Raw genomic sequence first — 20,141 nt, forward strand, 5'->3', positions numbered from 1 at the left:
TCACATGGCAAAAGGTAAATTCGAGCGCACCAAGCCGCATGTGAACATTGGCACGATCGGCCACGTCGATCATGGCAAGACGTCGCTGACAGCGGCGATCACGAAGTATTTTGGCGAATACAAGCGCTATGACCAGATTGACGCAGCACCTGAAGAGAAGGCGCGCGGCATCACGATCTCGACGGCGCATGTCGAGTATGAGACGGCCAACCGTCACTATGCCCATGTCGACTGCCCCGGCCACGCCGACTATGTGAAGAACATGATCACGGGTGCCGCGCAGATGGACGGCGCGATCCTGGTGGTTTCGGCCGCCGACGGCCCGATGCCGCAGACCCGCGAGCACATCCTGCTTGCCCGCCAGGTCGGCGTTCCCTCGATCGTGGTGTTCCTGAACAAGGTCGACCAGGTCGACGACGCCGAGCTGCTGGAGCTGGTCGAGCTCGAGGTTCGCGAGCTTCTGTCGAAGAACGAGTTCCCCGGCGACGACATTCCGATCGTCAAGGGTTCGGCGCTGGCTGCGTTGGAAGATTCCAACAAGACCATCGGCGAGGACGCCATCCGCGAGCTGATGGCGCAGGTCGACGCGTATATCCCGACGCCGGTTCGTCCGCTGGACAAGCCGTTCCTGATGCCGATCGAGGACGTGTTCTCGATCTCGGGCCGCGGCACGGTTGTGACCGGCCGCGTCGAGCGCGGCGTGGTCAAGGTCGGCGAGGAGCTGGAGATCGTCGGCATCCGTCCGACCACCAAGACGACCTGCACGGGCGTTGAGATGTTCCGCAAGCTGCTCGACCAGGGTCAGGCCGGCGACAACATCGGCGCGCTGCTGCGCGGCGTCGACCGTGAAGGCGTGGAGCGCGGCCAGGTTCTGGCCAAGCCCGGCACGGTCAAGCCGCACAAGAAGTTCGTGGCCGAAGCCTACATCCTGACCAAGGACGAGGGCGGCCGTCACACGCCGTTCTTCACCAACTACCGTCCGCAGTTCTACTTCCGCACGACGGACGTGACGGGCATCGTGACACTGCCGGCCGGCACCGAGATGGTGATGCCCGGCGACAACATCACCGTCGACGTCGAGCTGATCGTGCCGATCGCGATGGAAGAGAAGCTGCGCTTCGCCATCCGTGAAGGCGGCCGCACCGTCGGTGCCGGCATCGTCGTCACCATCAAAGAGTAATTTGGACTGAAACCGATCTGTCGCGGGCGCGGGCGCGGCCCGCGCCGCGCCAGAACAAGGAATTGACGCATGAACGGACAGAATATCCGCATCCGCCTTAAGGCGTTTGACCACCGGGTGCTCGACGCCTCGACGCGCGAAATCGTGTCGACCGCCAAGCGCACCGGCGCCAACGTCCGCGGCCCAATCCCGCTGCCGACGCGGATCGAAAAATTCACGGTCAACCGGTCGCCCCACGTCGACAAGAAGAGCCGCGAACAGTTCGAGATGCGCACGCACAAGCGGCTGCTCGACATCGTCGATCCGACCCCGCAGACAGTCGACGCTTTGATGAAGCTCGATCTGGCCGCCGGTGTCGACGTCGAGATCAAGCTCTAAGGGAATGAGAGAGCGGTAAGGGGCGGTGCCCCTGGCCCGGAACTCTAAAGGAATTGAACCGATGCGTTCAGGTGTGATTGCAAAGAAGGTGGGAATGACCCGCATCTATAACGATGCCGGCGAACACGTTCCCGTCACCGTTCTCCAGATGGAGAACTGCCAGGTCGTGGCCCAGCGCACGCAGGAGAAGAACGGCTACACCGCCGTCCAGCTCGGCGTTGGCCTTGCCAAGGTGAAGAACACGTCGAAGGCGATGCGCGGCCATTTCGCCGCCGCTTCCGTCGAGCCGAAGGCGAAGGTCGCCGAGTTTCGCGTCTCCGCCGACAACATGATCGACGTCGGCGCCGAGCTGACCGTCGAGCATTTCGTCGCCGGCCAGAAGGTGGACGTCACCGGCACCTCGACCGGCAAGGGTTTTCAGGGCGTGATCAAGCGGCACCACATGGGCGGTGGCCGCGCCACGCATGGTAACTCGGTCTCGCACCGCACGCACGGCTCGACCGGCCAGCGCCAGGACCCCGGCAAGGTGTTCAAGGGCAAGAAGATGGCCGGCCACATGGGCGACACCCGCGTCACCACGCAGAATGTCGAGGTCGTCTCGACCGATGCCGATCGCGGCCTGATCCTGATCCGCGGCGCGGTGCCCGGCGTCAAGGGCGCCTGGATCCTGGTTCGCGACGCCGCCAAGGTTGCGCTGCCGGCCAATGCGCCGAAGCCGGCCGCGATCCGCGCCGCTGCCGCCAAGAACGAAGCCCCGGCCACTGAGGGAGCCGAATAATGGATCTCAAGATCACAACGCTGGGCGGCAAGGACGCCGGCAAGGTGGAACTCTCCGAGGAGATTTTCGGCCTTGACCCGCGCGAGGACATCCTGCAGCGCGTCGTGCGCTGGCAGCTCGCCAAGAAGCAGCAGGGCACGCACAAGGCCAAGGGCCGCGCCGAAATCGCGCGCACCGGCGCCAAGATGTACAAGCAGAAGGGTACCGGCCGCGCCCGTCACCACTCGGCTCGCGCTCCGCAGTTCCGCGGCGGCGGCAAGGCACACGGCCCGGTCGTACGCAGCCATGAGCACGAGCTGCCGAAGAAGGTTCGTGCGCTTGGCCTCAAGCACGCTCTCTCGGCCAAGGCCAAGAGCGCTTCGCTGATCATCGTCGACGAGCTGAAGCTCACCGAAGCCAAGACCAAGGCGCTGGTGGCGAATTTCGAGACGCTGGGGCTGACCAACGCCCTGGTCATCGGCGGCGCCGAGCTTGATCAGAACTTCAAGCTGGCCGCGACCAACATTCCGAACATCGACGTGCTGCCCATCCAGGGCATCAACGTCTACGACATTCTGCGCCGCGGCACGCTGGTCCTTTCGAAGGCCGCCGTCGAGGCTCTCGAGGAGCGCTTTAAATGACCGACCTCCGTCACTACGACGTGATCGTCTCGCCGGCGATCACCGAAAAGTCGACCATGGCTTCCGAGCAGAACCAGGTCGTCTTCAACGTCGCCAAGAAGGCGTCGAAGCCGGAAATCAAGGCTGCCGTGGAGGCTCTCTTCGGCGTCAAGGTGACGGCTGTGAACACGCTCGTCCGCAAGGGCAAGATCAAGCGCTTCCGCGGCACCGTTGGCCGCCAGGGCGACGTCAAGAAGGCGGTTGTGACGCTGGCCGACGGCCAGTCGATCGACGTCGCGACGGGTCTCTGAGCAAGGCCGCGAGGACAGGACAATGGCACTTAAGAAATTCAACCCGGTAACGCCGAGCACCCGCCAGCTGGTCATCGTCGACCGCTCGGGCCTCTACAAGGGCAAGCCCATCAAGGGCCTGACCGAAGGCCTGACCAAGTCGGGCGGCCGCAACAACTACGGCCGCATCACGGCCCGCTTCATCGGCGGCGGTCACAAGCGTTCGTACCGCATCATCGACTTCAAGCGTAAGAAGTACGACGTCGTCGGCACGGTCGAGCGCATCGAATACGATCCGAACCGCACCGCCTTCATCGCGCTGATCAAGTATGACGACGGCGAGCTGTCCTACATCCTGGCCCCGCAGCGTCTTGCTGCCGGCGACAAGATCGTGGCCGGCGAAGCGGTCGACGTGAAGCCGGGCAACGCGATGCCGCTGGCCTCGATGCCGGTCGGCACGATCGTCCATAACATCGAGCTGAAGCCGGGCAAGGGCGGCCAGGTCGCCCGTTCGGCTGGCGGTTACGCCCAGCTCGTCGGCCGCGACCAGGGCATGGCGATCCTGCGCCTCAACTCGGGCGAGCAGCGTGTCGTGCACGGCTCCTGCATGGCCACCGTCGGCGCCGTGTCGAACCCCGACCACGGCAACATCAACGACGGCAAGGCCGGTCGCACCGTGTGGCGCGGCAAGCGTCCGCACAATCGCGGCGTGGCCATGAACCCGGTCGACCATCCGCATGGCGGCGGCGAAGGCCGCACCTCGGGTGGCCGTCATCCGGTTTCGCCCTGGGGCAAGCCGACCAAGGGCAAGAAGACGCGGTCCAACAAGGCGACCGACAAGTTCATCCTGCGCTCGCGTCATCAGCGCAAGAGCTAAGAAGAGGTAACGCCAAGTGACTCGTTCGATTTGGAAAGGCCCCTTTATCGATGGCTACCTTCTCAAGAAGGTGGACAAGGTTCGTGAAGGTGGTCGCAATGAGGTGATCAAGATGTGGAGCCGTCGCTCCACCATCCTGCCGCAGTTCGTCGGCTTCACCTTCGGTGTCTACAACGGCCAGAAGCACGTTCCCGTCTCGGTGAACGAGGACATGGTCGGCCACAAGTTCGGTGAATTCGCTCCGACCCGGACCTATTACGGTCACGGCGCGGATAAGAAGGCGAAGAGGAAATAATCATGGGCAAGGCCAAAGCTCCGCGCAGGCTTGCTGATAACGAGGCGCGTGCCGTTCTGCGCACGATCCGCATCAGCCCGCAGAAGCTCAACCTGGTTGCCGCGCTGATCCGCGGCAAGAAGGTCGCGACAGCGCTTTCCGATCTCGAATTCTCGGCCAAGCGGATTTCCGGCACGGTCAAGAAGACGCTGGAATCGGCGATCGCCAATGCGGAAAACAATCACGACCTCGACGTCGACGCTCTGATCGTGGCGGAAGCCTATGTCGGCAAGTCGATCGTCATGAAGCGTTTCCACGCTCGTGGCCGCGGCCGCGCCAGCCGTATCGAAAAGCCGTTCTCGCACCTCACGATCGTCGTTCGTGAAGTCGAGGAAAAAGGGGAGGCCGCATAATGGGCCAGAAAGTCAATCCGATCGGGCTGCGTCTCGGCATCAACCGTACCTGGGATTCGCGCTGGTTCGCGAACACCGGCGAATACGGCCAGCTGCTGCACGAAGACCTCAAGATCCGCAAGTATCTCGAGAAGGAACTCAAGCAGGCCGCGATTTCGAAAGTCGTGATCGAGCGCCCGCACAAGAAGTGCCGCGTCACCATCCACGCCGCGCGTCCGGGCCTCATCATCGGCAAGAAGGGCGCCGACATCGAGAAGCTTCGCAAGAAGCTAACCGAGATGACGAAGTCCGAAACGCACCTCAACATCGTTGAAGTGCGCAAGCCGGAAATCGACGCCACGCTGGTCGCCCAGTCGATCGCCCAGCAGCTCGAGCGCCGCATCGCGTTCCGCCGCGCCATGAAGCGTGCCGTTCAGTCGGCCATGCGTCTCGGCGCCGAAGGCATCCGCATCAACTGCTCCGGCCGTCTCGGCGGCGCCGAGATCGCGCGCATGGAGTGGTACCGCGAAGGCCGCGTGCCGCTGCATACGCTGCGCGCCGACGTCGACTACGGCACGGCCGAGGCGAACACGGCCTACGGCATCTGCGGCGTCAAGGTGTGGGTGTTCAAAGGCGAGATCCTCGAGCATGACCCGATGGCTTCCGAGCGCCGTGCAACCGAAGGCGATGCCGCGCATGGCGGCGGCGGTGCTGGCGGTGAGCGCGAACGCGGCCGCCGTCGCGAGAACGCCTGAGACATTTGAGAATTTGGAGTTAGAACGATGCTGCAGCCAAAGCGCACAAAGTTCCGCAAGCAGTTCAAGGGCCGTATCCACGGTGCCGCCAAGGGCGGCACCAACCTGGATTTCGGCGGTTTCGGGCTGAAGGCGCTTGAGCCGAACCGCGTCACCGCGCGCGAGATCGAGGCGGCCCGCCGCGCGATCACCCGCGAGATGAAGCGCGCCGGCCGCGTCTGGATCCGGGTGTTCCCGGACCTGCCGGTCACCTCGAAGCCGACCGAAGTCCGCATGGGTAAGGGCAAGGGCGCCGTCGACTACTGGGCGGCGCGCGTGAAGCCCGGCCGTATCATGTTCGAGATCGACGGCGTCAGCGAGGAGACCGCTCGTGAAGCGCTGCGTCTCGGCGCCGCCAAGCTCTCGGTCAAGACGCGCTTCGTGCAGCGCATCGCAGAATAAGGACAGGCGATCATGAAAGCCGAAGACATCCGGACCAAGACCCAGGATCAGCTGACCGACGACCTGGCCGCTCTCAAGAAGGAGCAGTTCAACCTGCGCTTCCAGAAGGCCACCGGCCAGCTCGAAAAGACCGCGCGCGTGAAGCAGGTCCGCAAGGACATCGCGCGCATCAAGACCATCGCCGCGGAAAAAGCCGCGGCCAAGAAGGGTTAAGACCATGCCAAAGCGCATCCTGCAGGGCACCGTCGTCAGCGACAAGAACGAGAAGACGGTCGTGGTCAAGGTCGAGCGTCGCTTCACGCATCCCGTGATGAAGAAGACCGTGCGCATGACCAAGAAGTACAAGGCGCACGACGAGAACAACGCCCACAAGGTCGGCGACCAGGTGTTCATCCAGGAATCGAAGCCGATTTCCAAGGACAAGCGCTGGGTTGTCGTCTCTTCGGATCAGGCTTGATCCGGGCGAACGAACCGAATTTTGGACAGACCGGGGAGGGGTGAAGAACCCGTCCCGTTAGAAAAGAAGAAGGCGGCCAGTCATGATTCAGATGCAAACAAACCTCGACGTCGCGGATAATTCCGGCGCCCGTCGTGTCATGTGCATCAAGGTGCTGGGCGGCTCGAAGCGGAAATACGCCTCCGTCGGCGACATCATCGTGGTGTCGATCAAGGAAGCCATTCCGCGCGGCCGCGTTAAGAAGGGCGATGTGATGAAGGCGGTCGTGGTTCGCACGGCCAAGGACATCCGCCGCCCGGACGGCAGCGTGATCCGTTTCGACAAGAACGCGGCCGTTCTCGTCGACAATAAGAAAGAGCCGATCGGCACCCGTATCTTCGGACCGGTTCCGCGCGAGCTGCGCGCCAAGAACCACATGAAGATCATCTCGCTCGCGCCTGAAGTGCTGTAAGGAGCCGGACCAATGCAAAAGATCAAAAAAGGCGACAAGGTCGTCGTGCTTGCCGGCAAGGACAAGGGCCGTTCGGGCGAAGTCCTGTCGGTGCAGCCGAAGGAAGACACCGCGGTCGTCCGCGGCGTGAACCTCATTCGCCGTCACCAGAAGCAGACCCAGTCGCAAGAGGCCGGGATCATCACCAAGGAAGCGCCGATCCACCTGTCGAATATCGCGCTGGCCGACCCCAAGGACGGCAAGCCGACCCGCGTCGGCTTCACCATTCAGAAGGATGGCAAGAAGGTGCGCGTCGCCAAGCGTTCGGGAGAAGTCATCAATGGCTAAGGCTGAAACCAAGCAGGCAACTGCCAAGAACGAGCCGCGCCTCAAGAAGGTCTACAACGAGACCATCCGCAAGGCGATGCAGGAGCAGTTCGGCTACGACAATGACATGCAGGTTCCGCGCATCGACAAGATCGTGCTGAACATGGGTGTCGGCGAAGCAACCGCAGATTCCAAGAAGCCCTCGGTCGCGGCCGAGGATCTCGCGCTGATCGCGGGCCAGAAGGCCGTCGTCACCCGCGCCCGCAACTCGATTGCCGGCTTCAAGGTGCGCGAGAACATGCCGATCGGCGCCAAGGTCACGCTGCGCAAGGAACGCATGTACGAGTTCCTCGACCGCCTGGTGAACATCGCGCTGCCGCGCGTTCGCGACTTCCGCGGACTGAACCCGAAGAGCTTTGACGGCCGTGGCAACTACGCCATGGGCATCAAGGAACACATCGTGTTCCCGGAGATCAACTACGACAAGGTTGATCAGGTCTGGGGCATGGACGTCATCGTTTGTACGACGGCGAAGACGGACGACGAGGCAAGAGCGCTGCTCAAGGCCTTCAACTTCCCCTTCCGCCAGTAACGGCAGCGAAAAAGGAAACATCTGAAATGGCAAAGACCAGCTCAGTCGAGAAGAACAACCGGCGCCGCAAGCTCGCCGACCAGTACGCCGCCAAGCGCACGGCGCTCAAGGCCATCATCATGGATCAGTCCAAGCCGATGGAAGAGCGTTTCCGCGCCCAGTTGAAGCTTTCGGCGCTGCCGCGCAACTCGGCCAAGATCCGCATCCGCAATCGCTGCGAGGTGACGGGCCGTCCGCGCGCCTACTATCGCAAGCTGAAGCTTTCGCGTATCGCGCTTCGCGATCTGGGCAATACCGGCCAGATCCCGGGCCTGGTCAAGTCGAGCTGGTAAGGAGACACTGAGATGTCATTGAGCGATCCTCTCGGCGATATGCTGACCCGCATCCGCAACGCCTATGGCCGCAAGAAGTCGAGCGTTTCGACCCCGGCCTCGCGTCTGCGTGCCCGCGTCCTCGAAGTGCTGAAGTCGGAAGGCTATATCCGCGACTACAGCCAGACCGACTTCGAAAACGGCAAGTCGGAAATCGAGATCGAGCTGAAATATTTCGACGGCGCCCCGGTTGTGCGCGAGATCGAGCGCGTCTCGAAGCCTGGCCGTCGCGTCTATGTCTCGGCCAAGTCGATCCCGCACGTCGCCAACGGCCTCGGCATCGCCATCCTTTCGACGCCGAAGGGCGTCATGGCCGACCATGAAGCGCGCGAGCAGAATGTCGGCGGCGAAATCCTCTGCCAGATCTTCTGATCGGCCAAGAGATTGATGAATGGGCTTCGGTTCTCGGGATCGCGCCCGGGAACTGGAACCTGAAACGAAAGAAGTGACGAGGACAACAAAATGTCTCGTATCGGAAAGAAACCCGTTTCGCTGCCGCAAGGCGTGACCGCGTCCGTCAACGGCCAGACCGTGACGGCGAAGGGCCCCAAGGGCGAGCTGAAGTTCGTGGTGAACGACGAAGTGCTGGTGAAGATGGAGAACAACGAGATCTCCGTCGAGCCGCGCGACCAGACCAAGACCGCCCGCTCCAAGTGGGGCATGTCGCGCACGCAGATCGTCAACATCCTGCAGGGCGTGAAGGACGGCTTCGAGAAGAAGCTCGAGATCACCGGCGTCGGCTATCGCGCGGCGTTGCAGGGCAAAAACCTGCAGCTGGCGCTCGGCTTCAGCCACGACGTGGTCTATCAGACGCCGCAGGGCATCACCATCACGGTGCCGAAGCCGACCGAAATCACGGTCTCGGGTATTGATAAGCAGCAGGTCGGCCAAGTCGCCGCCGAGATCCGCGAATATCGCGGTCCCGAGCCCTATAAGGGCAAGGGCGTGCGCTATGCCGACGAGCGCATCGTGCGCAAGGAAGGCAAGAAGAAGTAATAGGCCTGGCCCCGAGAAGTTGCAGACTTTTCGAAAAAGGGCCAAGCCGCAGAAGTGTAACGCCGCGGGGAGCGGCCGCGGGAGGCTTGGCCTACCGCACAGGGTTGCCCCCGTTTTCTGAAGGCAAGGAACTGACATTATGGCAAGCCCCAAAGAAACCATCCAGCGCCGCGCGCAGCGCGTGCGCCGCCAGTTGAAGAAGGTCGCCGGCGAGCGTCCGAGGCTTTCGGTGCACCGCACCTCGAAGAACATCTACGTCCAGGTGATCGACGACGCCAACGGCCACACGCTGGCCGCCGCCTCGACGCTGGAGAAGGACCTCAAGGGTTCGCTCAAGACCGGCGCCGACACCGCAGCCGCGGCCGCTGTCGGCAAGCTGATCGCCGAGCGTGCCGCCAAGGCCGGCGTCAAGGAAGTCGTCTTCGACCGCGGCCCGTACATCTATCACGGCCGCGTCAAGGCGTTGGCCGAGGCTGCCCGCGAAGGCGGTCTCAGCTTCTGATTTTTCGCCGCCGGCGACCCTAAAGCGGCGTCGGCAAACAGCAACCCGTGCTTCCGGAAAAGAACAAGGAACAGGATATGGCACAGGAACGTAGAGAAGGCGGCCGCGGCCGCGAGCGCGAAGAGCGTGACGACGGCATGGTGGACAAGCTCGTCCACATCAACCGCGTCGCCAAGGTGGTGAAGGGCGGCCGTCGTTTCGGTTTTGCCGCTCTCGTCGTCGTCGGCGACCAGAAGGGTCGCGTCGGCTTCGGCCACGGCAAGGCGCGCGAAGTGCCGGAAGCGATCCGCAAGGCGACCGAGTCGGCCAAGCGCGACATGATCTTCGTGCCGCTGCGTTCGGGCCGCACGCTGCATCACGACGTCGAGGGCCGCTGGGGCGCCGGACGCGTTCTGCTGCGCGCCGCCAAGCAAGGTACCGGCATCATCGCCGGCGGTCCGATGCGCGCCGTCTTCGAGACGCTCGGCATGCATGACGTGGTCGCCAAGTCGATGGGTTCGTCGAACCCCTACAACATGGTTCGCGCCACCTTCGACGCGCTGAAGAGCCAGATGCATCCGAAGGATGTGGCTGCCGCGCGCGGCATCAAGTACTCGACCCTTCAGGCCCGCCGCGGCACCGCCGTTGCGGCTGAAGAATAGTCGACGCTGACCAGGGATTTCGACCATGGCCAAGAAAGCTACCAAGACCATCACCGTCGAGCAGATCGGCTCCCCGATCCGCCGGCCGAAGGAGCAGCGCGCGACGCTGGTCGGCCTCGGCCTGAACAAGATGCACAAGCGGCGCACGCTGGAAGATACCCCTTCGGTGCGCGGCATGATCGCCGCCGTCCAGCACCTCGTCCGCGTCGTGGACGAGGCCTGAACGGAAGGGCAGGAGAAGAAACATGAAACTCAACGATCTGCGTGACAAGGACGGCGCGACGCACTCCAAGAAGCGTCTCGGCCGCGGCATCGGTTCCGGCTCGGGCAAGACCGCCGGTCGCGGCGTCAAGGGCCAGAAGGCCCGCTCGGGCGTTGCCATCAACGGCTTCGAGGGTGGTCAGATGCCGCTCTACCGACGCCTGCCGAAGCGTGGCTTCAACAACATCTTCGCCAAGAGCTTCACGGTCGTGTCGCTGGCCCGCATCCAGGCTGCTGTCGACGCCAAGAAGCTCGACGCCAAGGCGACCGTGACGGCCGAGGCCCTGGTTGCCGCCGGCGTCATCCGCCGCGCCAAGGACGGCGTGCGCGTGCTCTCCGACGGCGAACTCAAGGCCAAGCTGTCCTTCGACGTCGCCGGCGCCTCCAAGGCCGCGATCGAGAAGATCGAGAAGGCCGGCGGTTCGGTGAAGCTGCCGGAAGCGGCCGCCGCCGAGTAACGGCGATTTGAAGCGCGGCCGACCGGGATGATTTCGCATTTTCCGTTGAACCGCGTCTTGACCGGGTGGATTGGGCGGCCGCGTCAACGCGGCCGCTTGCATGTTTACGGTCCCGAGCTTATCTCGTGAGCTTCGGTGACACGCGCCGCCTGAGCTGCGGCATCGAGCGCGACGTGGAAATCAAAGAAGTAGAGCATGATGTCGTCCGAAAACCGCTCCACATTTTTCGGCATCATGCTCTAGCGGAGAATCAGGCATGGCCTCGGCTGCAGAACAACTAGCCTCCAATCTGAATTTCGCGGCCTTCGCCAAGGCCGAGGATCTCAAGAAGCGCATCTGGTTCACCATCGGCGCGCTGCTCGTCTACCGCCTCGGCACCTATATCCCGCTTCCCGGCATCAACCCCGATGCTTTCGCCCAGGCCTTCTCCTCGCAGAGCAAGGGCGTGCTCGGCATGTTCAACATGTTCGCCGGCGGCGCCGTGCAGCGCATGGCGATCTTCGCGCTGGGCATCATGCCCTACATCTCCGCCTCCATCATCATGCAGCTGATGACCTCGGTCATCCCGTCGCTGGAAACGCTGAAGAAGGAAGGCGAGCAGGGCCGCAAGATCATCAACCAGTACACGCGCTACGGCACCGTGCTCCTGGCGCTGATCCAGGCCTACGGCATTTCGATCGGCCTCGAGGGCGGCAACGGCATCGTCAACGATCCCGGCATGTTCTTCCGCATCTCGACAGTCGTCACACTCGTCGGCGGCACCATGTTCCTGATGTGGCTCGGCGAGCAGATCACCGCGCGCGGCATCGGCAACGGCATTTCGCTGATCATCTTCTCCGGCATCGTCGCGGGCCTGCCGCGCGCGATCTCCGGCACGCTGGAACTCGGCCGTACCGGCGCGCTGTCGACGGGCCTCATCCTCGCGATCATCGTGCTGGCCATCATCGTCATTGCGCTCATCGTCTTCTTCGAACGCGCGCAGCGGCGCCTGCTCATCCAGTATCCGAAGCGCCAGGTCGGCAATCGCATGTTCCAGGGCGATACCTCGCATTTGCCGCTGAAGCTCAACACCTCCGGCGTCATCCCGCCGATCTTCGCGTCCTCGCTGCTGCTTCTGCCGGCGACCGTGGCGGGCTTCTCGCAGGCGACCAACCTGCCGGCCTGGGCAAGCACGATCCTCGCCTCGCTCGGTCACGGCCAGCCGCTCTACATGATCTTCTATGCGGGCATGATCGTCTTCTTCGCCTTCTTCTACACGGCGATCGTCTTCAACCCGAAGGACACGGCCGACCAGCTCAAGAAGCACTCCGGCTTCATCCCGGGCTATCGTCCGGGCGAGCGCACCGCCGACTATATCGACTATGTTCTGACGCGCATTACCGTCATCGGCGCCATTTACCTGGTGCTGGTCTGTCTGCTGCCGGAGTTCCTGATTTCGGCGACTGGCGTACCTTTCTACCTCGGTGGCACATCGCTTCTGATCGTGGTCAGTGTCACGCTCGATACGGTGGCGCAGATTCAGGGTCACCTGATCGCGCACCAGTATGAGGGCCTGATCAAGAAGTCGAAGTTGCGCGGGGGGAAGAGGAGCAGATGAGGCTGATTTTGCTTGGGCCGCCAGGAGCGGGCAAGGGGACACAAGCACAAAGACTGGTTGAAAAACACGGCATCCCCCAGCTCTCGACGGGTGACATGCTGCGTGCCGCCGTCCAGGCCGGAACCGAGGTCGGCAAGCGTGCCAAGGCGGTGATGGATGCCGGTGAGCTGGTCTCGGATGCGATCGTCAACGCCATCGTCGCCGAGCGTATCGATCAGCCGGATTGCGCCAAGGGATTCATCCTCGACGGCTATCCGCGCACGCTGGTCCAGGCCGACGCGGTCGAGGCCATGCTTGGCGAACGCGGCATAGCGCTCGACACCGTGATCGAGCTCGTCGTCGACGACAAGGCGCTGGTTGGCCGAATCGTCAAACGCGCCGAGGACGCCAAGGCCACCGGCCAGCCTGTGCGCAAGGACGACAATCCGGAGGTGTTCGAGGAACGCCTGCGCGAATACTACAAGAAGACGGCGCCGCTGACCGGCTACTACTACGCCAAGGGCAAGCTCAAGACTGTCGACGGCATGGCCAGTATCGATGCCGTGACCGCCGAGATCGGCAAGGTGCTCGCGGCCGCGGTGAAGTAGACCGGGCCGACAACTAAAGATAGCGCTTGGCGACGATTAACGATTGCGCTTGACTGGAGTGGGCCGTTGGGGTATGGCGGCCCGTCTTCCTATCAGGCATGGACTTTGCTTGCCCTTGCGGGCAAGGCATCCGCTTTGAACCAGGAAACTCCCGCAAGGGCCGGCCTCCACCGGACGCGGGGCAACTTCGACAGCGCCGGCTCGTCCGGCCCAAATGGAGAAAGAGAAGAAAATGGCTCGTATAGCCGGCGTCAACATTCCGACCAACAAGCGCGTCGTCATCGCGCTTCAGTACATTCACGGCATCGGCAAGAAGTTTGCCCAGGAGATCGTCGACAAGGTCGGCATCCCAGCGGACCGCCGCGTCAACCAGCTGACCGACGCGGAAGTGCTGCAGATCCGCGAGACGATCGACCGCGACTACCAGGTCGAAGGCGACCTGCGCCGCGAAGTCTCGATGAACATCAAGCGGCTCATGGATCTTGGCTGCTACCGCGGCCTGCGTCACCGTCGCTCGCTGCCGGTCCGCGGCCAGCGCACGCATACCAACGCCCGCACCCGCAAGGGCCCGGCCAAGGCGATCGCCGGCAAGAAGAAGTAATTGAGCGAATAGCGAGCAGCGGTTAGCGAGTAGGGGACCCTATTCGCTATTCCCTACTCACTACTCGCTTTCCAAGGTGGAGCCGCTGGCATTACGGCGGTGTAGAGATCAACTGAAAGGAATACCATGGCCAAGGAAGCCGCTCGTGTTCGCCGTCGCGAACGCAAGAACATTTCGTCGGGCGTTGCCCACGTCAATTCGACCTTCAACAACACCATGATCACCATCACCGACGCGCAGGGCAATTCGATTGCCTGGTCGTCGGCCGGTGCGCAAGGGTTCAAGGGGTCGCGCAAGTCGACCCCGTTCGCAGCCCAGATGGCTGCCGAGGACGTCGCCAAGAAGGCCCAGGAACACGGCATGCGCATGCTCGAGGTCGAGGTCTGCGGACCCGGCTCCGGTCGTGAATCGGCGCTCCGCGCGCTGCAGGCGGCGGGCTTCACCATCACCTCGATCCGTGACGTGACGCCGATCCCGCACAATGGCTGCCGTCCGCGCAAGAAGCGCCGCGTCTGATTTTTTTAAACGCCGCGCGAACGCCAAGGCGTTCCTCCGCGGTTTTCCGTGTCGCCCGCCACGATTGGATGGTGGCGGGGCAAAGGAAGGAAGACTTTTATGATCCAGAAAAACTGGCAGGAACTGATCAAGCCGAACAAGATCGAGTTCTCGTCGAAGAAGAAGACGCTGACCACGCTGGTGGCCGAGCCGCTCGAACGCGGCTTTGGCCTGACGCTGGGCAACGCGCTGCGGCGCGTGCTTCTGTCTTCGCTGCGCGGCGCGGCTGTGACCGCCGTGCAGATCGACGGCGTGCTGCATGAATTCTCGTCCATCGCCGGCGTGCGCGAGGACGTGACCGACATCGTGCTCAACATCAAGGAAATAGCCATCCGCATGGAAGGCGATGGCCCCAAGCGCATGGTCGTGCGCAAGCAGGGCCCGGGCGCCGTGCTCGCCGGCGACATCCAGACGGTCGGCGACGTCGAGATCCTCAACCCCGACCACGTGATCTGCACGCTGGACGAGGGCGCCGAGATCCGCATGGAGTTCACCGTCGACACCGGCAAGGGCTATGTGCCGGCCGAGCGCAACCGCGCCGAGGACGCGCCGATCGGGCTGATCCCGGTCGACAGCCTCTATTCGCCGGTCAAGAAGGTCTCCTACAAGGTCGAGAACACCCGCGAGGGCCAGGTTCTCGACTATGACAAGCTGACCATGACGATCGAGACCAACGGCTCGATCTCGGGCGAGGACGCGGTCGCTTTCGCCGCCCGCATCCTGCAGGACCAGCTTGGCCTGTTCGTCAACTTCGACGAGCCGCAGAAGGAAGTCGCCACCGAGGCCGTCACCGAGCTCGCCTTCAACCCGGCGCTGCTCAAGAAGGTCGACGAGCTCGAGCTTTCGGTGCGTTCGGCCAACTGCCTGAAGAACGACAACATCGTCTATATCGGCGACCTGATCCAGAAGACCGAAGCCGAGATGCTGCGCACCCCGAACTTCGGCCGCAAGTCGCTGAACGAGATCAAGGAAGTGCTGGCGGCCATGGGCCTCCATCTCGGCATGGAAGTGCCGGACTGGCCGCCGGAAAACATCGAAGACCTCGCCAAGCGTTACGAAGACCAATATTGAGCATGAATTCCAAGGATCGGCGGCGAGAGCCGCTCGATCCGACGGTCATGCGGAAAACCATCAGAGGCCGTGGCCTCTTGAACAACTGAAGAAGGAAAAGAGCCATGCGCCACGGTTTCAAAGGCCGTCGTTTCGCCCGCAGCATCAGCCACCGCAAGTCGATGTTCGCCAATCTCGCCGTCTCGCTGATCGAGCACGAGCAGATCGTCACCACCTTGCCGAAGGCGAAGGACCTGCGTCCGATCGTCGAGAAGCTGGTGACGCTCGGCAAGCGCGGCGACCTGCACGCCCGCCGCCAGGTGATCGCGCAGATCGGCAATGAAGGCGTCGTCAAGCGCCTGTTCGAGACCATCGCTCCGCGCTACGCCACCCGCAATGGCGGCTATCTGCGCATCATGAAGGCGGGCTTCCGCAAGGGCGACAATGCCGCGATGGCGGTCATCGAATTCGTCGATCGCGACACCTCGGCCAAGGGCGCCGCCGACCGCGCCCGCATCGAGGCAGAGGGCGTCAACGAGGAAGCCGCGGCCGCCTGAGGCCAAGCTTTTTCATCAATGACTTCAAGGGGCCTGCGGGCCCCTTTTTGCGTTTGGAAGAGGTTTGAGCCGGGCGCGGAATTTCACTTCCAGCTTCACGCTTTTGCGCGACAAGTGTCGCATTTGTGTGCATTAGCCTTTCATTCTGCACAATCGTCGGGACAATGGACCCTATCTGGAGGGATTCGAGAATGCACCTCAAACGACTGTTTCTTGTTGCCGCGCTGGCGGTCTTCGCCGCGGCACCGGCCGCAAGACAGGCTTTTGCCGAGGATGCCGCCAAGCCGGCCGATCCTGGCCTCTCCGACGTGCTGACCGATCTCTTGCATGGCGTCGAGGGCGAGAACGGCACGTCCGGTCCCGACAAGCGCGTGCCGTTCGGCCGCGAGGAGGTGCAGCTCTCCTTCGCGCCCCTGGTCAAGCAGACGGCGCCGGCCGTCGTCAATGTCTATGCCTCGCAGACCGCCAAGGTGACCTCGCCCTTCGAAGGCGATCCCTTCTTCGAGGAGTTCTTCGGCCGTGCCCAGCCGCGCGCGCAGTCCTCGCTGGGCTCCGGCGTGCTGGTCGATCCGAGCGGCGTGATCGTCACCAACTTCCACGTCATCAAGGACGCCGACGAGGTGAAGGTCGCGACCGCCGACGGGCGCGAGTTCACCTCCAAGGTCATGCTCAAGGACGAGACGCTCGATCTCGCCGTGCTCAAGATATCGGCCGACAAGCCGTTTCCGGTGATCGCCATCGGCGATTCCGACGCGCTTGAGGTCGGCGACCTAGTGCTTGCCATCGGCAATCCGTTCGGTGTCGGCCAGACCACCACCAGCGGCATTGTCTCGGCGCTCGCCCGCAGCCATATCGGGGTTTCGGATTCGGGCTATTTCATCCAGACCGATGCCGCCATCAATCCCGGCAACTCCGGCGGCGCGCTGATCAACATGGGCGGTCAGCTGGTCGGCATCAACACGGCGATCTACAGCCGCAGCGGCGGTTCGATCGGCATCGGCTTCGCCATTCCTTCGAATATGGTGCGCGCCTTCGCCGACGCCGCCAAGGCCGGGCTCGACTTCTTCGAGCGTCCTTATATCGGCGCAGAATTCGAAATGGTAACCCCGCAGATCGCGGAATCGCTCGGCATGGACAAGCCGACCGGTGCCTTGGTGTCGTCCGTGGACGCAGCCGGGCCTGCCGGCAAGGTCGGTCTGAAGCCTGGCGACGTCATCCTGTCGCTCAACAACACGCCGGTCGAAAGCATCGAGGCGCTCGACTACCGCATGGCGACGCTGTCGATCGGCACCAAGGCGACGTTCGCCGTGCTGAGCAAGGGGCAGCAGGCGACGCTGGAAATCGCGCTGGAGCGCGCGCCGGAAGGCGCCAAGCCCAGCGAGGTCACCTTGCGTGGTCGCAGTCCCTTTTCCGGCGCCAAGGTCGCGGAACTGTCGCCCAGGCTTGCCCAGCGGCTTGGCCTTCGCACCGACCTCAAGGGCGTCACCGTCATCGATATCAGCCGCGATTCGCCGGCTGCCGATTTCGGCTTCCAGCCCGGCGACATCGTGCGTGAGGTGAACGGAACCACTATCGAGACCGCGACAACACTGGCGCAGGTTGCCCAGCAGGACACGCGCTGGTGGCGCTTTACGGTCGAGCGCGGCGGGCAGATACTGCGCCAGGTGTTGCGTTATTGAGGCGATCTGCCCATTTAGAGCATGATCCCGAACCGAAGGTCCGCGTAGCGAAAAGCGGAACCGGTGTTCGGGCAAAATCATGCTCTCAAACGAGCGGAATCGCATTTCAAACCAAAAGACTTGCATGGCCGATCTGTTCAGTTCCGATGAGCCGCAGAAGGCGCCGCCCGGGCGGCCGCTGGCCGACCGGCTGCGCCCAAAAAACCTCGGCGAGGTCGTGGGGCAAGAGCATCTGACCGGACCTGACGGCGCGCTAACCAGGCTGATCGATTCGGGTTCGCTCGGCTCGATGATCTTCTGGGGTCCGCCCGGCACCGGCAAGACGACGGTGGCGCGGCTGCTTGCCGGCGAGACCAATCTTGCCTTCGAGCAGATCTCGGCCGTGTTTTCCGGCGTAGCCGACCTCAAGAAAGTGTTCGAGGCGGCGAAGCTGAGGCGCGCCAACGGCCGCCAGACGCTGCTCTTCGTCGACGAGATCCATCGCTTCAACCGCGCCCAGCAGGACGGTTTTTTGCCGGTGATGGAAGACGGCACGGTGGTGCTGGTCGGCGCCACGACGGAGAACCCGTCCTTTGAGCTCAATGCAGCGCTTCTGTCGCGCGCGCGTGTGCTGGTGTTCCGCTCGCTGGGCGAGGACAGCATCGCCAAGCTTCTGGCCCGGGCGGAAGAGACCGAGGGCAGGGCGCTGCCACTCGACGAAGAGGCGCGCGCGATGCTGATCCGCATGGCGGATGGCGACGGCCGCGCCTCGCTGACGCTGGCCGAGGAAGTCTGGCGCGCCGCCAAGAAAGGCGAGGTGTTCGGCCCGGAAGGCCTGCAACGCGTCATCCAGCGCCGAGCGCCGATCTACGACAAGGGCCAGGACGGCCATTACAATCTGATCTCGGCGTTGCATAAATCGGTGCGCGGCTCCGATCCGGATGCGGCGCTCTACTATCTTGCCCGCATGTTCGATGCCGGCGAGGATCCGCTCTATCTTGGCCGCCGGCTGGTGCGCATGGCGATAGAGGATATCGGGCTCGCCGATCCTCAGGCGCTTGTCGTCGCCAATGCGGCCAAGGACGCCTATGACTATCTTGGCTCGCCCGAGGGCGAGCTCGCCTTCGCCCAGGCCGCCGTTTATCTCGCCACGGCGCCGAAATCGAACGCGGTCTACACTGCCTTCAAGGCCGCGACCGCGGCAGCCAAGGAGTTCGGCTCGCTGCTGCCGCCCAAGCACATCCTCAACGCGCCGACCAAGCTGATGAAGCAGGAGGATTACGGCGCCGGCTATCGCTACGACCATGACGAGCCGGAGGCGTTTTCAGGCCAGGACTATTTTCCGGAGAAGATGGGCCGGCGCACTTTCTACGATCCGCCGGAACGCGGTTTCGAGCGCGATATCCGTAAGCGGCTGGAATACTGGGCAAAGCTGCGCAGCGAACGGAACAGCTGAGTTGCACGGCCCGGCGGTCGGCCCGCTTCGACGCGAAGCCGCGTCGTGGTGGATCACACCTGCTGCGGCATTGTGCCGGGGAACAAAAAATCCTATCAAGACGCACGGCTGGCGGGGGTCGCCGTGATTTTGTCCCATGGAACAGGATCGCGCTCCCGCGCGAATGACAATGACAAAGCAAACTGTCAAGACGCTCCGTAAGGCCGCCATCGCCGTCGTGGTTCTCGCGCTCGCCTTCTATTTCATACCGATCCTGACCGCGATCTGGGTCGTCTGCGGTCTGATCGATGTCATGCGCAACGACCAGAAGAACCGGAACCTGTTCGAGCGCTATTTCCTCGGCAACGGCCTGTTCACCTGGCTGTTGGCGCCGTTCAACCTGATCGTCGACCTTCTCTGCTACCGCAACCCCGGCGTCTGGAAGCCCGAGCAGTTCCCCGAGGACTATCAGCGCGAGATCAACGAGGTGCTGGGCGTCTTCAAGGCGCGCAAGGACGAGATCATCGCCGACATCGACGCCAATTTCGGCGCCGGCCGGCGCGGCATGTATGTCTACCAGTGGTACGGCAAGCACAAGATCGACAATGTTCCTGAATTCAACAAGGACTACAAATACATCAAGACGATCGCGGTATCCGTTTTCAGCAAGCGCGAATCGACGTCCTGGCATTTCGGTCCGCTCCGGCTCAGCCTGCGCATCCTCTACAATCTGATACCGGTCAAGGCCGAGATATTCGTCCAGTGCGGCAGCAAGAAGAACTACTGGTACGACAATCCGCTGTTCATCTTCGACGACACCCTGTTCCACCGCTCGGTCAACGAATATGACGGCCGCCGCTACTGCGTCTTCATCGATATCATCCGGCCGTCTCCGTTTCCCAGGCTGATCGCTGGCCTTCTCGCCATCGTCTCCGTCAGCGTGGAGCGTATCAATTCTGTCTTCTACAAGAACTGGAAGATGATCGGCTCGTCGAAGCCGAAGGCGGCCGCCAACTGACCACGGCCGAACCTCGCCTCAATTGGCCTTAAACCAACGTCCAATGGCGCGGACGAACCGCGACCTTTAGGACTCCAGCGCGGC

At 63.1% G+C, this 20,141-nt stretch carries 31 protein-coding genes; all 31 read left to right on the top strand.

From position 1 onward, the window contains the following. Positions 1 to 4: 4 nt before the first annotated feature. The 31 genes from tuf to LB515_RS00370 all read left to right on the top strand — a co-directional run bounded on the left by tuf (position 5) and on the right by LB515_RS00370 (position 20,057). Positions 5 to 1,180, top strand: a complete 1,176-nt coding sequence (gene tuf / locus LB515_RS00220; protein WP_095765516.1) for an elongation factor Tu — start codon at positions 5 to 7, stop codon at positions 1,178 to 1,180. A gap of 69 nt (positions 1,181 to 1,249) precedes the next feature. Further along, positions 1,250 to 1,558, top strand: a complete 309-nt coding sequence (gene rpsJ, locus LB515_RS00225) for a 30S ribosomal protein S10 (protein ID WP_006205468.1) — start codon at positions 1,250 to 1,252, stop codon at positions 1,556 to 1,558. A gap of 61 nt (positions 1,559 to 1,619) precedes the next feature. After that, positions 1,620 to 2,336, top strand: coding sequence for a 50S ribosomal protein L3 (gene rplC, locus LB515_RS00230; RefSeq protein ID WP_095765515.1), 717 nt, complete (start codon positions 1,620 to 1,622; stop codon positions 2,334 to 2,336). Continuing rightward, positions 2,336 to 2,956 (top strand): 50S ribosomal protein L4, encoded by a 621-nt coding sequence (gene rplD, locus LB515_RS00235; protein ID WP_095765514.1) that lies wholly within the window; start codon positions 2,336 to 2,338, stop codon positions 2,954 to 2,956. The genes rplC and rplD overlap by 1 nt, the downstream gene beginning before the upstream one ends. After that, positions 2,953 to 3,246, top strand: coding sequence for a 50S ribosomal protein L23 (locus LB515_RS00240; protein ID WP_040983033.1), 294 nt, complete (start codon positions 2,953 to 2,955; stop codon positions 3,244 to 3,246). The genes rplD and LB515_RS00240 overlap by 4 nt, the downstream gene beginning before the upstream one ends. Positions 3,247 to 3,268: 22 nt before the next feature. Then, complete coding sequence (gene rplB, locus LB515_RS00245; protein WP_095765513.1) at positions 3,269 to 4,102, top strand: 50S ribosomal protein L2; 834 nt, start codon at positions 3,269 to 3,271, stop codon at positions 4,100 to 4,102. A gap of 16 nt (positions 4,103 to 4,118) precedes the next feature. Then, on the top strand, positions 4,119 to 4,397 hold the full coding sequence (gene rpsS, locus LB515_RS00250; RefSeq protein WP_006205463.1) for a 30S ribosomal protein S19: 279 nt from the start codon (positions 4,119 to 4,121) through the stop codon (positions 4,395 to 4,397). 2 nt (positions 4,398 to 4,399) lie between these two features. After that, the gene (gene rplV, locus LB515_RS00255) at positions 4,400 to 4,789 is read left to right on the top strand and encodes a 50S ribosomal protein L22 (protein WP_006205462.1); all 390 of its coding nucleotides are present in this window, start codon (positions 4,400 to 4,402) and stop codon (positions 4,787 to 4,789) included. Beyond that, on the top strand, positions 4,789 to 5,523 hold the full coding sequence (rpsC, locus tag LB515_RS00260) for a 30S ribosomal protein S3 (RefSeq protein ID WP_095765512.1): 735 nt from the start codon (positions 4,789 to 4,791) through the stop codon (positions 5,521 to 5,523). The genes rplV and rpsC overlap by 1 nt, the downstream gene beginning before the upstream one ends. A gap of 27 nt (positions 5,524 to 5,550) precedes the next feature. Then, positions 5,551 to 5,964: a 50S ribosomal protein L16 gene (gene rplP / locus LB515_RS00265; RefSeq protein WP_095765511.1), complete on the top strand. Its 414-nt coding sequence runs from the start codon at positions 5,551 to 5,553 to the stop codon at positions 5,962 to 5,964. Positions 5,965 to 5,976: 12 nt separating this feature from the next. After that, entirely contained in the window at positions 5,977 to 6,177 is a 201-nt protein-coding gene (gene rpmC, locus LB515_RS00270; RefSeq protein WP_042642190.1) for a 50S ribosomal protein L29, read from the top strand. Between the two features lie 4 nt (positions 6,178 to 6,181). Continuing rightward, entirely contained in the window at positions 6,182 to 6,421 is a 240-nt protein-coding gene (rpsQ, locus tag LB515_RS00275) for a 30S ribosomal protein S17 (protein ID WP_023675136.1), read from the top strand. An 82-nt stretch (positions 6,422 to 6,503) separates the two neighbouring features. Then, on the top strand, positions 6,504 to 6,872 hold the full coding sequence (gene rplN / locus LB515_RS00280) for a 50S ribosomal protein L14 (protein WP_006205457.1): 369 nt from the start codon (positions 6,504 to 6,506) through the stop codon (positions 6,870 to 6,872). Between the two features lie 12 nt (positions 6,873 to 6,884). Beyond that, entirely contained in the window at positions 6,885 to 7,199 is a 315-nt protein-coding gene (rplX, locus tag LB515_RS00285) for a 50S ribosomal protein L24 (protein WP_095765510.1), read from the top strand. Further along, on the top strand, positions 7,192 to 7,770 hold the full coding sequence (rplE, locus tag LB515_RS00290; protein ID WP_095765509.1) for a 50S ribosomal protein L5: 579 nt from the start codon (positions 7,192 to 7,194) through the stop codon (positions 7,768 to 7,770). The genes rplX and rplE overlap by 8 nt, the downstream gene beginning before the upstream one ends. A gap of 26 nt (positions 7,771 to 7,796) precedes the next feature. Beyond that, positions 7,797 to 8,102 carry a 30S ribosomal protein S14 gene (rpsN, locus tag LB515_RS00295; protein ID WP_042642199.1) on the top strand — a complete coding sequence of 102 codons (306 nt, stop codon included), beginning with the start codon at positions 7,797 to 7,799 and terminating at the stop codon, positions 8,100 to 8,102. 12 nt (positions 8,103 to 8,114) lie between these two features. Then, positions 8,115 to 8,513, top strand: coding sequence for a 30S ribosomal protein S8 (rpsH, locus tag LB515_RS00300; protein WP_066989600.1), 399 nt, complete (start codon positions 8,115 to 8,117; stop codon positions 8,511 to 8,513). A gap of 90 nt (positions 8,514 to 8,603) precedes the next feature. After that, positions 8,604 to 9,137 (top strand): 50S ribosomal protein L6, encoded by a 534-nt coding sequence (gene rplF / locus LB515_RS00305; protein WP_095765508.1) that lies wholly within the window; start codon positions 8,604 to 8,606, stop codon positions 9,135 to 9,137. A gap of 139 nt (positions 9,138 to 9,276) precedes the next feature. Then, positions 9,277 to 9,639 (top strand): 50S ribosomal protein L18, encoded by a 363-nt coding sequence (gene rplR / locus LB515_RS00310; RefSeq protein WP_095765507.1) that lies wholly within the window; start codon positions 9,277 to 9,279, stop codon positions 9,637 to 9,639. A gap of 77 nt (positions 9,640 to 9,716) precedes the next feature. Then, entirely contained in the window at positions 9,717 to 10,280 is a 564-nt protein-coding gene (gene rpsE / locus LB515_RS00315) for a 30S ribosomal protein S5 (RefSeq protein WP_032933400.1), read from the top strand. Between the two features lie 25 nt (positions 10,281 to 10,305). Beyond that, positions 10,306 to 10,503, top strand: a complete 198-nt coding sequence (rpmD, locus tag LB515_RS00320) for a 50S ribosomal protein L30 (RefSeq protein ID WP_027170355.1) — start codon at positions 10,306 to 10,308, stop codon at positions 10,501 to 10,503. 22 nt (positions 10,504 to 10,525) lie between these two features. After that, a complete protein-coding gene (gene rplO, locus LB515_RS00325; protein ID WP_095765506.1) occupies positions 10,526 to 10,999 on the top strand; it encodes a 50S ribosomal protein L15 in 474 nt (157 codons plus the stop codon). 256 nt (positions 11,000 to 11,255) lie between these two features. Continuing rightward, positions 11,256 to 12,596: a preprotein translocase subunit SecY gene (gene secY / locus LB515_RS00330; RefSeq protein ID WP_140678320.1), complete on the top strand. Its 1,341-nt coding sequence runs from the start codon at positions 11,256 to 11,258 to the stop codon at positions 12,594 to 12,596. Then, a complete protein-coding gene (locus LB515_RS00335) occupies positions 12,593 to 13,183 on the top strand; it encodes an adenylate kinase (RefSeq protein WP_224706412.1) in 591 nt (196 codons plus the stop codon). The genes secY and LB515_RS00335 overlap by 4 nt, the downstream gene beginning before the upstream one ends. A 232-nt stretch (positions 13,184 to 13,415) precedes the next feature. Further along, positions 13,416 to 13,784 carry a 30S ribosomal protein S13 gene (gene rpsM, locus LB515_RS00340; RefSeq protein WP_027170351.1) on the top strand — a complete coding sequence of 123 codons (369 nt, stop codon included), beginning with the start codon at positions 13,416 to 13,418 and terminating at the stop codon, positions 13,782 to 13,784. A gap of 126 nt (positions 13,785 to 13,910) precedes the next feature. After that, the gene (gene rpsK, locus LB515_RS00345) at positions 13,911 to 14,300 is read left to right on the top strand and encodes a 30S ribosomal protein S11 (protein WP_006205444.1); all 390 of its coding nucleotides are present in this window, start codon (positions 13,911 to 13,913) and stop codon (positions 14,298 to 14,300) included. 99 nt (positions 14,301 to 14,399) lie between these two features. Then, positions 14,400 to 15,410: a DNA-directed RNA polymerase subunit alpha gene (locus tag LB515_RS00350; protein WP_027170350.1), complete on the top strand. Its 1,011-nt coding sequence runs from the start codon at positions 14,400 to 14,402 to the stop codon at positions 15,408 to 15,410. 104 nt (positions 15,411 to 15,514) lie between these two features. Next, the gene (rplQ, locus tag LB515_RS00355; RefSeq protein WP_224706413.1) at positions 15,515 to 15,946 is read left to right on the top strand and encodes a 50S ribosomal protein L17; all 432 of its coding nucleotides are present in this window, start codon (positions 15,515 to 15,517) and stop codon (positions 15,944 to 15,946) included. Positions 15,947 to 16,137: 191 nt separating this feature from the next. Then, positions 16,138 to 17,625 (top strand): DegQ family serine endoprotease, encoded by a 1,488-nt coding sequence (locus LB515_RS00360; RefSeq protein ID WP_224706414.1) that lies wholly within the window; start codon positions 16,138 to 16,140, stop codon positions 17,623 to 17,625. A gap of 124 nt (positions 17,626 to 17,749) precedes the next feature. Continuing rightward, positions 17,750 to 19,060, top strand: a complete 1,311-nt coding sequence (locus tag LB515_RS00365) for a replication-associated recombination protein A (protein WP_224706415.1) — start codon at positions 17,750 to 17,752, stop codon at positions 19,058 to 19,060. Between the two features lie 169 nt (positions 19,061 to 19,229). Beyond that, positions 19,230 to 20,057: an aspartyl/asparaginyl beta-hydroxylase domain-containing protein gene (locus tag LB515_RS00370; RefSeq protein ID WP_224706416.1), complete on the top strand. Its 828-nt coding sequence runs from the start codon at positions 19,230 to 19,232 to the stop codon at positions 20,055 to 20,057. Positions 20,058 to 20,141 lie beyond the last annotated feature (84 nt).

Source organism: Mesorhizobium sp. CA15 (assembly GCF_020165215.1).
Taxonomy (GTDB): Bacteria; Pseudomonadota; Alphaproteobacteria; order Rhizobiales; family Rhizobiaceae; genus Mesorhizobium.

What these genes read in the sequence shown, in the direction of transcription:
- LB515_RS00360 (WP_224706414.1), top strand. Translation starts at nt 16,138, where the DNA reads ATGCACCTCAAACGACTGTTTCTTGTTGCCGCGCTGGCGGTCTTCGCC.
- rpsN (WP_042642199.1), top strand. Translation starts at nt 7,797, where the DNA reads ATGGCAAAGACCAGCTCAGTCGAGAAGAACAACCGGCGCCGCAAGCTC.
- rpsM (WP_027170351.1), top strand. Translation starts at nt 13,416, where the DNA reads ATGGCTCGTATAGCCGGCGTCAACATTCCGACCAACAAGCGCGTCGTC.
- rplO (WP_095765506.1), top strand. Translation starts at nt 10,526, where the DNA reads ATGAAACTCAACGATCTGCGTGACAAGGACGGCGCGACGCACTCCAAG.
- rpmC (WP_042642190.1), top strand. Translation starts at nt 5,977, where the DNA reads ATGAAAGCCGAAGACATCCGGACCAAGACCCAGGATCAGCTGACCGAC.
- rplE (WP_095765509.1), top strand. Translation starts at nt 7,192, where the DNA reads ATGGCTAAGGCTGAAACCAAGCAGGCAACTGCCAAGAACGAGCCGCGC.
- rplP (WP_095765511.1), top strand. Translation starts at nt 5,551, where the DNA reads ATGCTGCAGCCAAAGCGCACAAAGTTCCGCAAGCAGTTCAAGGGCCGT.
- rplN (WP_006205457.1), top strand. Translation starts at nt 6,504, where the DNA reads ATGATTCAGATGCAAACAAACCTCGACGTCGCGGATAATTCCGGCGCC.
- rpsQ (WP_023675136.1), top strand. Translation starts at nt 6,182, where the DNA reads ATGCCAAAGCGCATCCTGCAGGGCACCGTCGTCAGCGACAAGAACGAG.
- rplF (WP_095765508.1), top strand. Translation starts at nt 8,604, where the DNA reads ATGTCTCGTATCGGAAAGAAACCCGTTTCGCTGCCGCAAGGCGTGACC.
- rplB (WP_095765513.1), top strand. Translation starts at nt 3,269, where the DNA reads ATGGCACTTAAGAAATTCAACCCGGTAACGCCGAGCACCCGCCAGCTG.
- rplC (WP_095765515.1), top strand. Translation starts at nt 1,620, where the DNA reads ATGCGTTCAGGTGTGATTGCAAAGAAGGTGGGAATGACCCGCATCTAT.
- rpsE (WP_032933400.1), top strand. Translation starts at nt 9,717, where the DNA reads ATGGCACAGGAACGTAGAGAAGGCGGCCGCGGCCGCGAGCGCGAAGAG.
- LB515_RS00240 (WP_040983033.1), top strand. Translation starts at nt 2,953, where the DNA reads ATGACCGACCTCCGTCACTACGACGTGATCGTCTCGCCGGCGATCACC.
- LB515_RS00350 (WP_027170350.1), top strand. Translation starts at nt 14,400, where the DNA reads ATGATCCAGAAAAACTGGCAGGAACTGATCAAGCCGAACAAGATCGAG.
- LB515_RS00365 (WP_224706415.1), top strand. Translation starts at nt 17,750, where the DNA reads ATGGCCGATCTGTTCAGTTCCGATGAGCCGCAGAAGGCGCCGCCCGGG.
- rplV (WP_006205462.1), top strand. Translation starts at nt 4,400, where the DNA reads ATGGGCAAGGCCAAAGCTCCGCGCAGGCTTGCTGATAACGAGGCGCGT.
- rplX (WP_095765510.1), top strand. Translation starts at nt 6,885, where the DNA reads ATGCAAAAGATCAAAAAAGGCGACAAGGTCGTCGTGCTTGCCGGCAAG.
- rpsK (WP_006205444.1), top strand. Translation starts at nt 13,911, where the DNA reads ATGGCCAAGGAAGCCGCTCGTGTTCGCCGTCGCGAACGCAAGAACATT.
- secY (WP_140678320.1), top strand. Translation starts at nt 11,256, where the DNA reads ATGGCCTCGGCTGCAGAACAACTAGCCTCCAATCTGAATTTCGCGGCC.
- rpsJ (WP_006205468.1), top strand. Translation starts at nt 1,250, where the DNA reads ATGAACGGACAGAATATCCGCATCCGCCTTAAGGCGTTTGACCACCGG.
- LB515_RS00335 (WP_224706412.1), top strand. Translation starts at nt 12,593, where the DNA reads ATGAGGCTGATTTTGCTTGGGCCGCCAGGAGCGGGCAAGGGGACACAA.
- rplR (WP_095765507.1), top strand. Translation starts at nt 9,277, where the DNA reads ATGGCAAGCCCCAAAGAAACCATCCAGCGCCGCGCGCAGCGCGTGCGC.
- LB515_RS00370 (WP_224706416.1), top strand. Translation starts at nt 19,230, where the DNA reads ATGACAAAGCAAACTGTCAAGACGCTCCGTAAGGCCGCCATCGCCGTC.
- tuf (WP_095765516.1), top strand. Translation starts at nt 5, where the DNA reads ATGGCAAAAGGTAAATTCGAGCGCACCAAGCCGCATGTGAACATTGGC.
- rpmD (WP_027170355.1), top strand. Translation starts at nt 10,306, where the DNA reads ATGGCCAAGAAAGCTACCAAGACCATCACCGTCGAGCAGATCGGCTCC.
- rplQ (WP_224706413.1), top strand. Translation starts at nt 15,515, where the DNA reads ATGCGCCACGGTTTCAAAGGCCGTCGTTTCGCCCGCAGCATCAGCCAC.
- rpsH (WP_066989600.1), top strand. Translation starts at nt 8,115, where the DNA reads ATGTCATTGAGCGATCCTCTCGGCGATATGCTGACCCGCATCCGCAAC.
- rpsC (WP_095765512.1), top strand. Translation starts at nt 4,789, where the DNA reads ATGGGCCAGAAAGTCAATCCGATCGGGCTGCGTCTCGGCATCAACCGT.
- rplD (WP_095765514.1), top strand. Translation starts at nt 2,336, where the DNA reads ATGGATCTCAAGATCACAACGCTGGGCGGCAAGGACGCCGGCAAGGTG.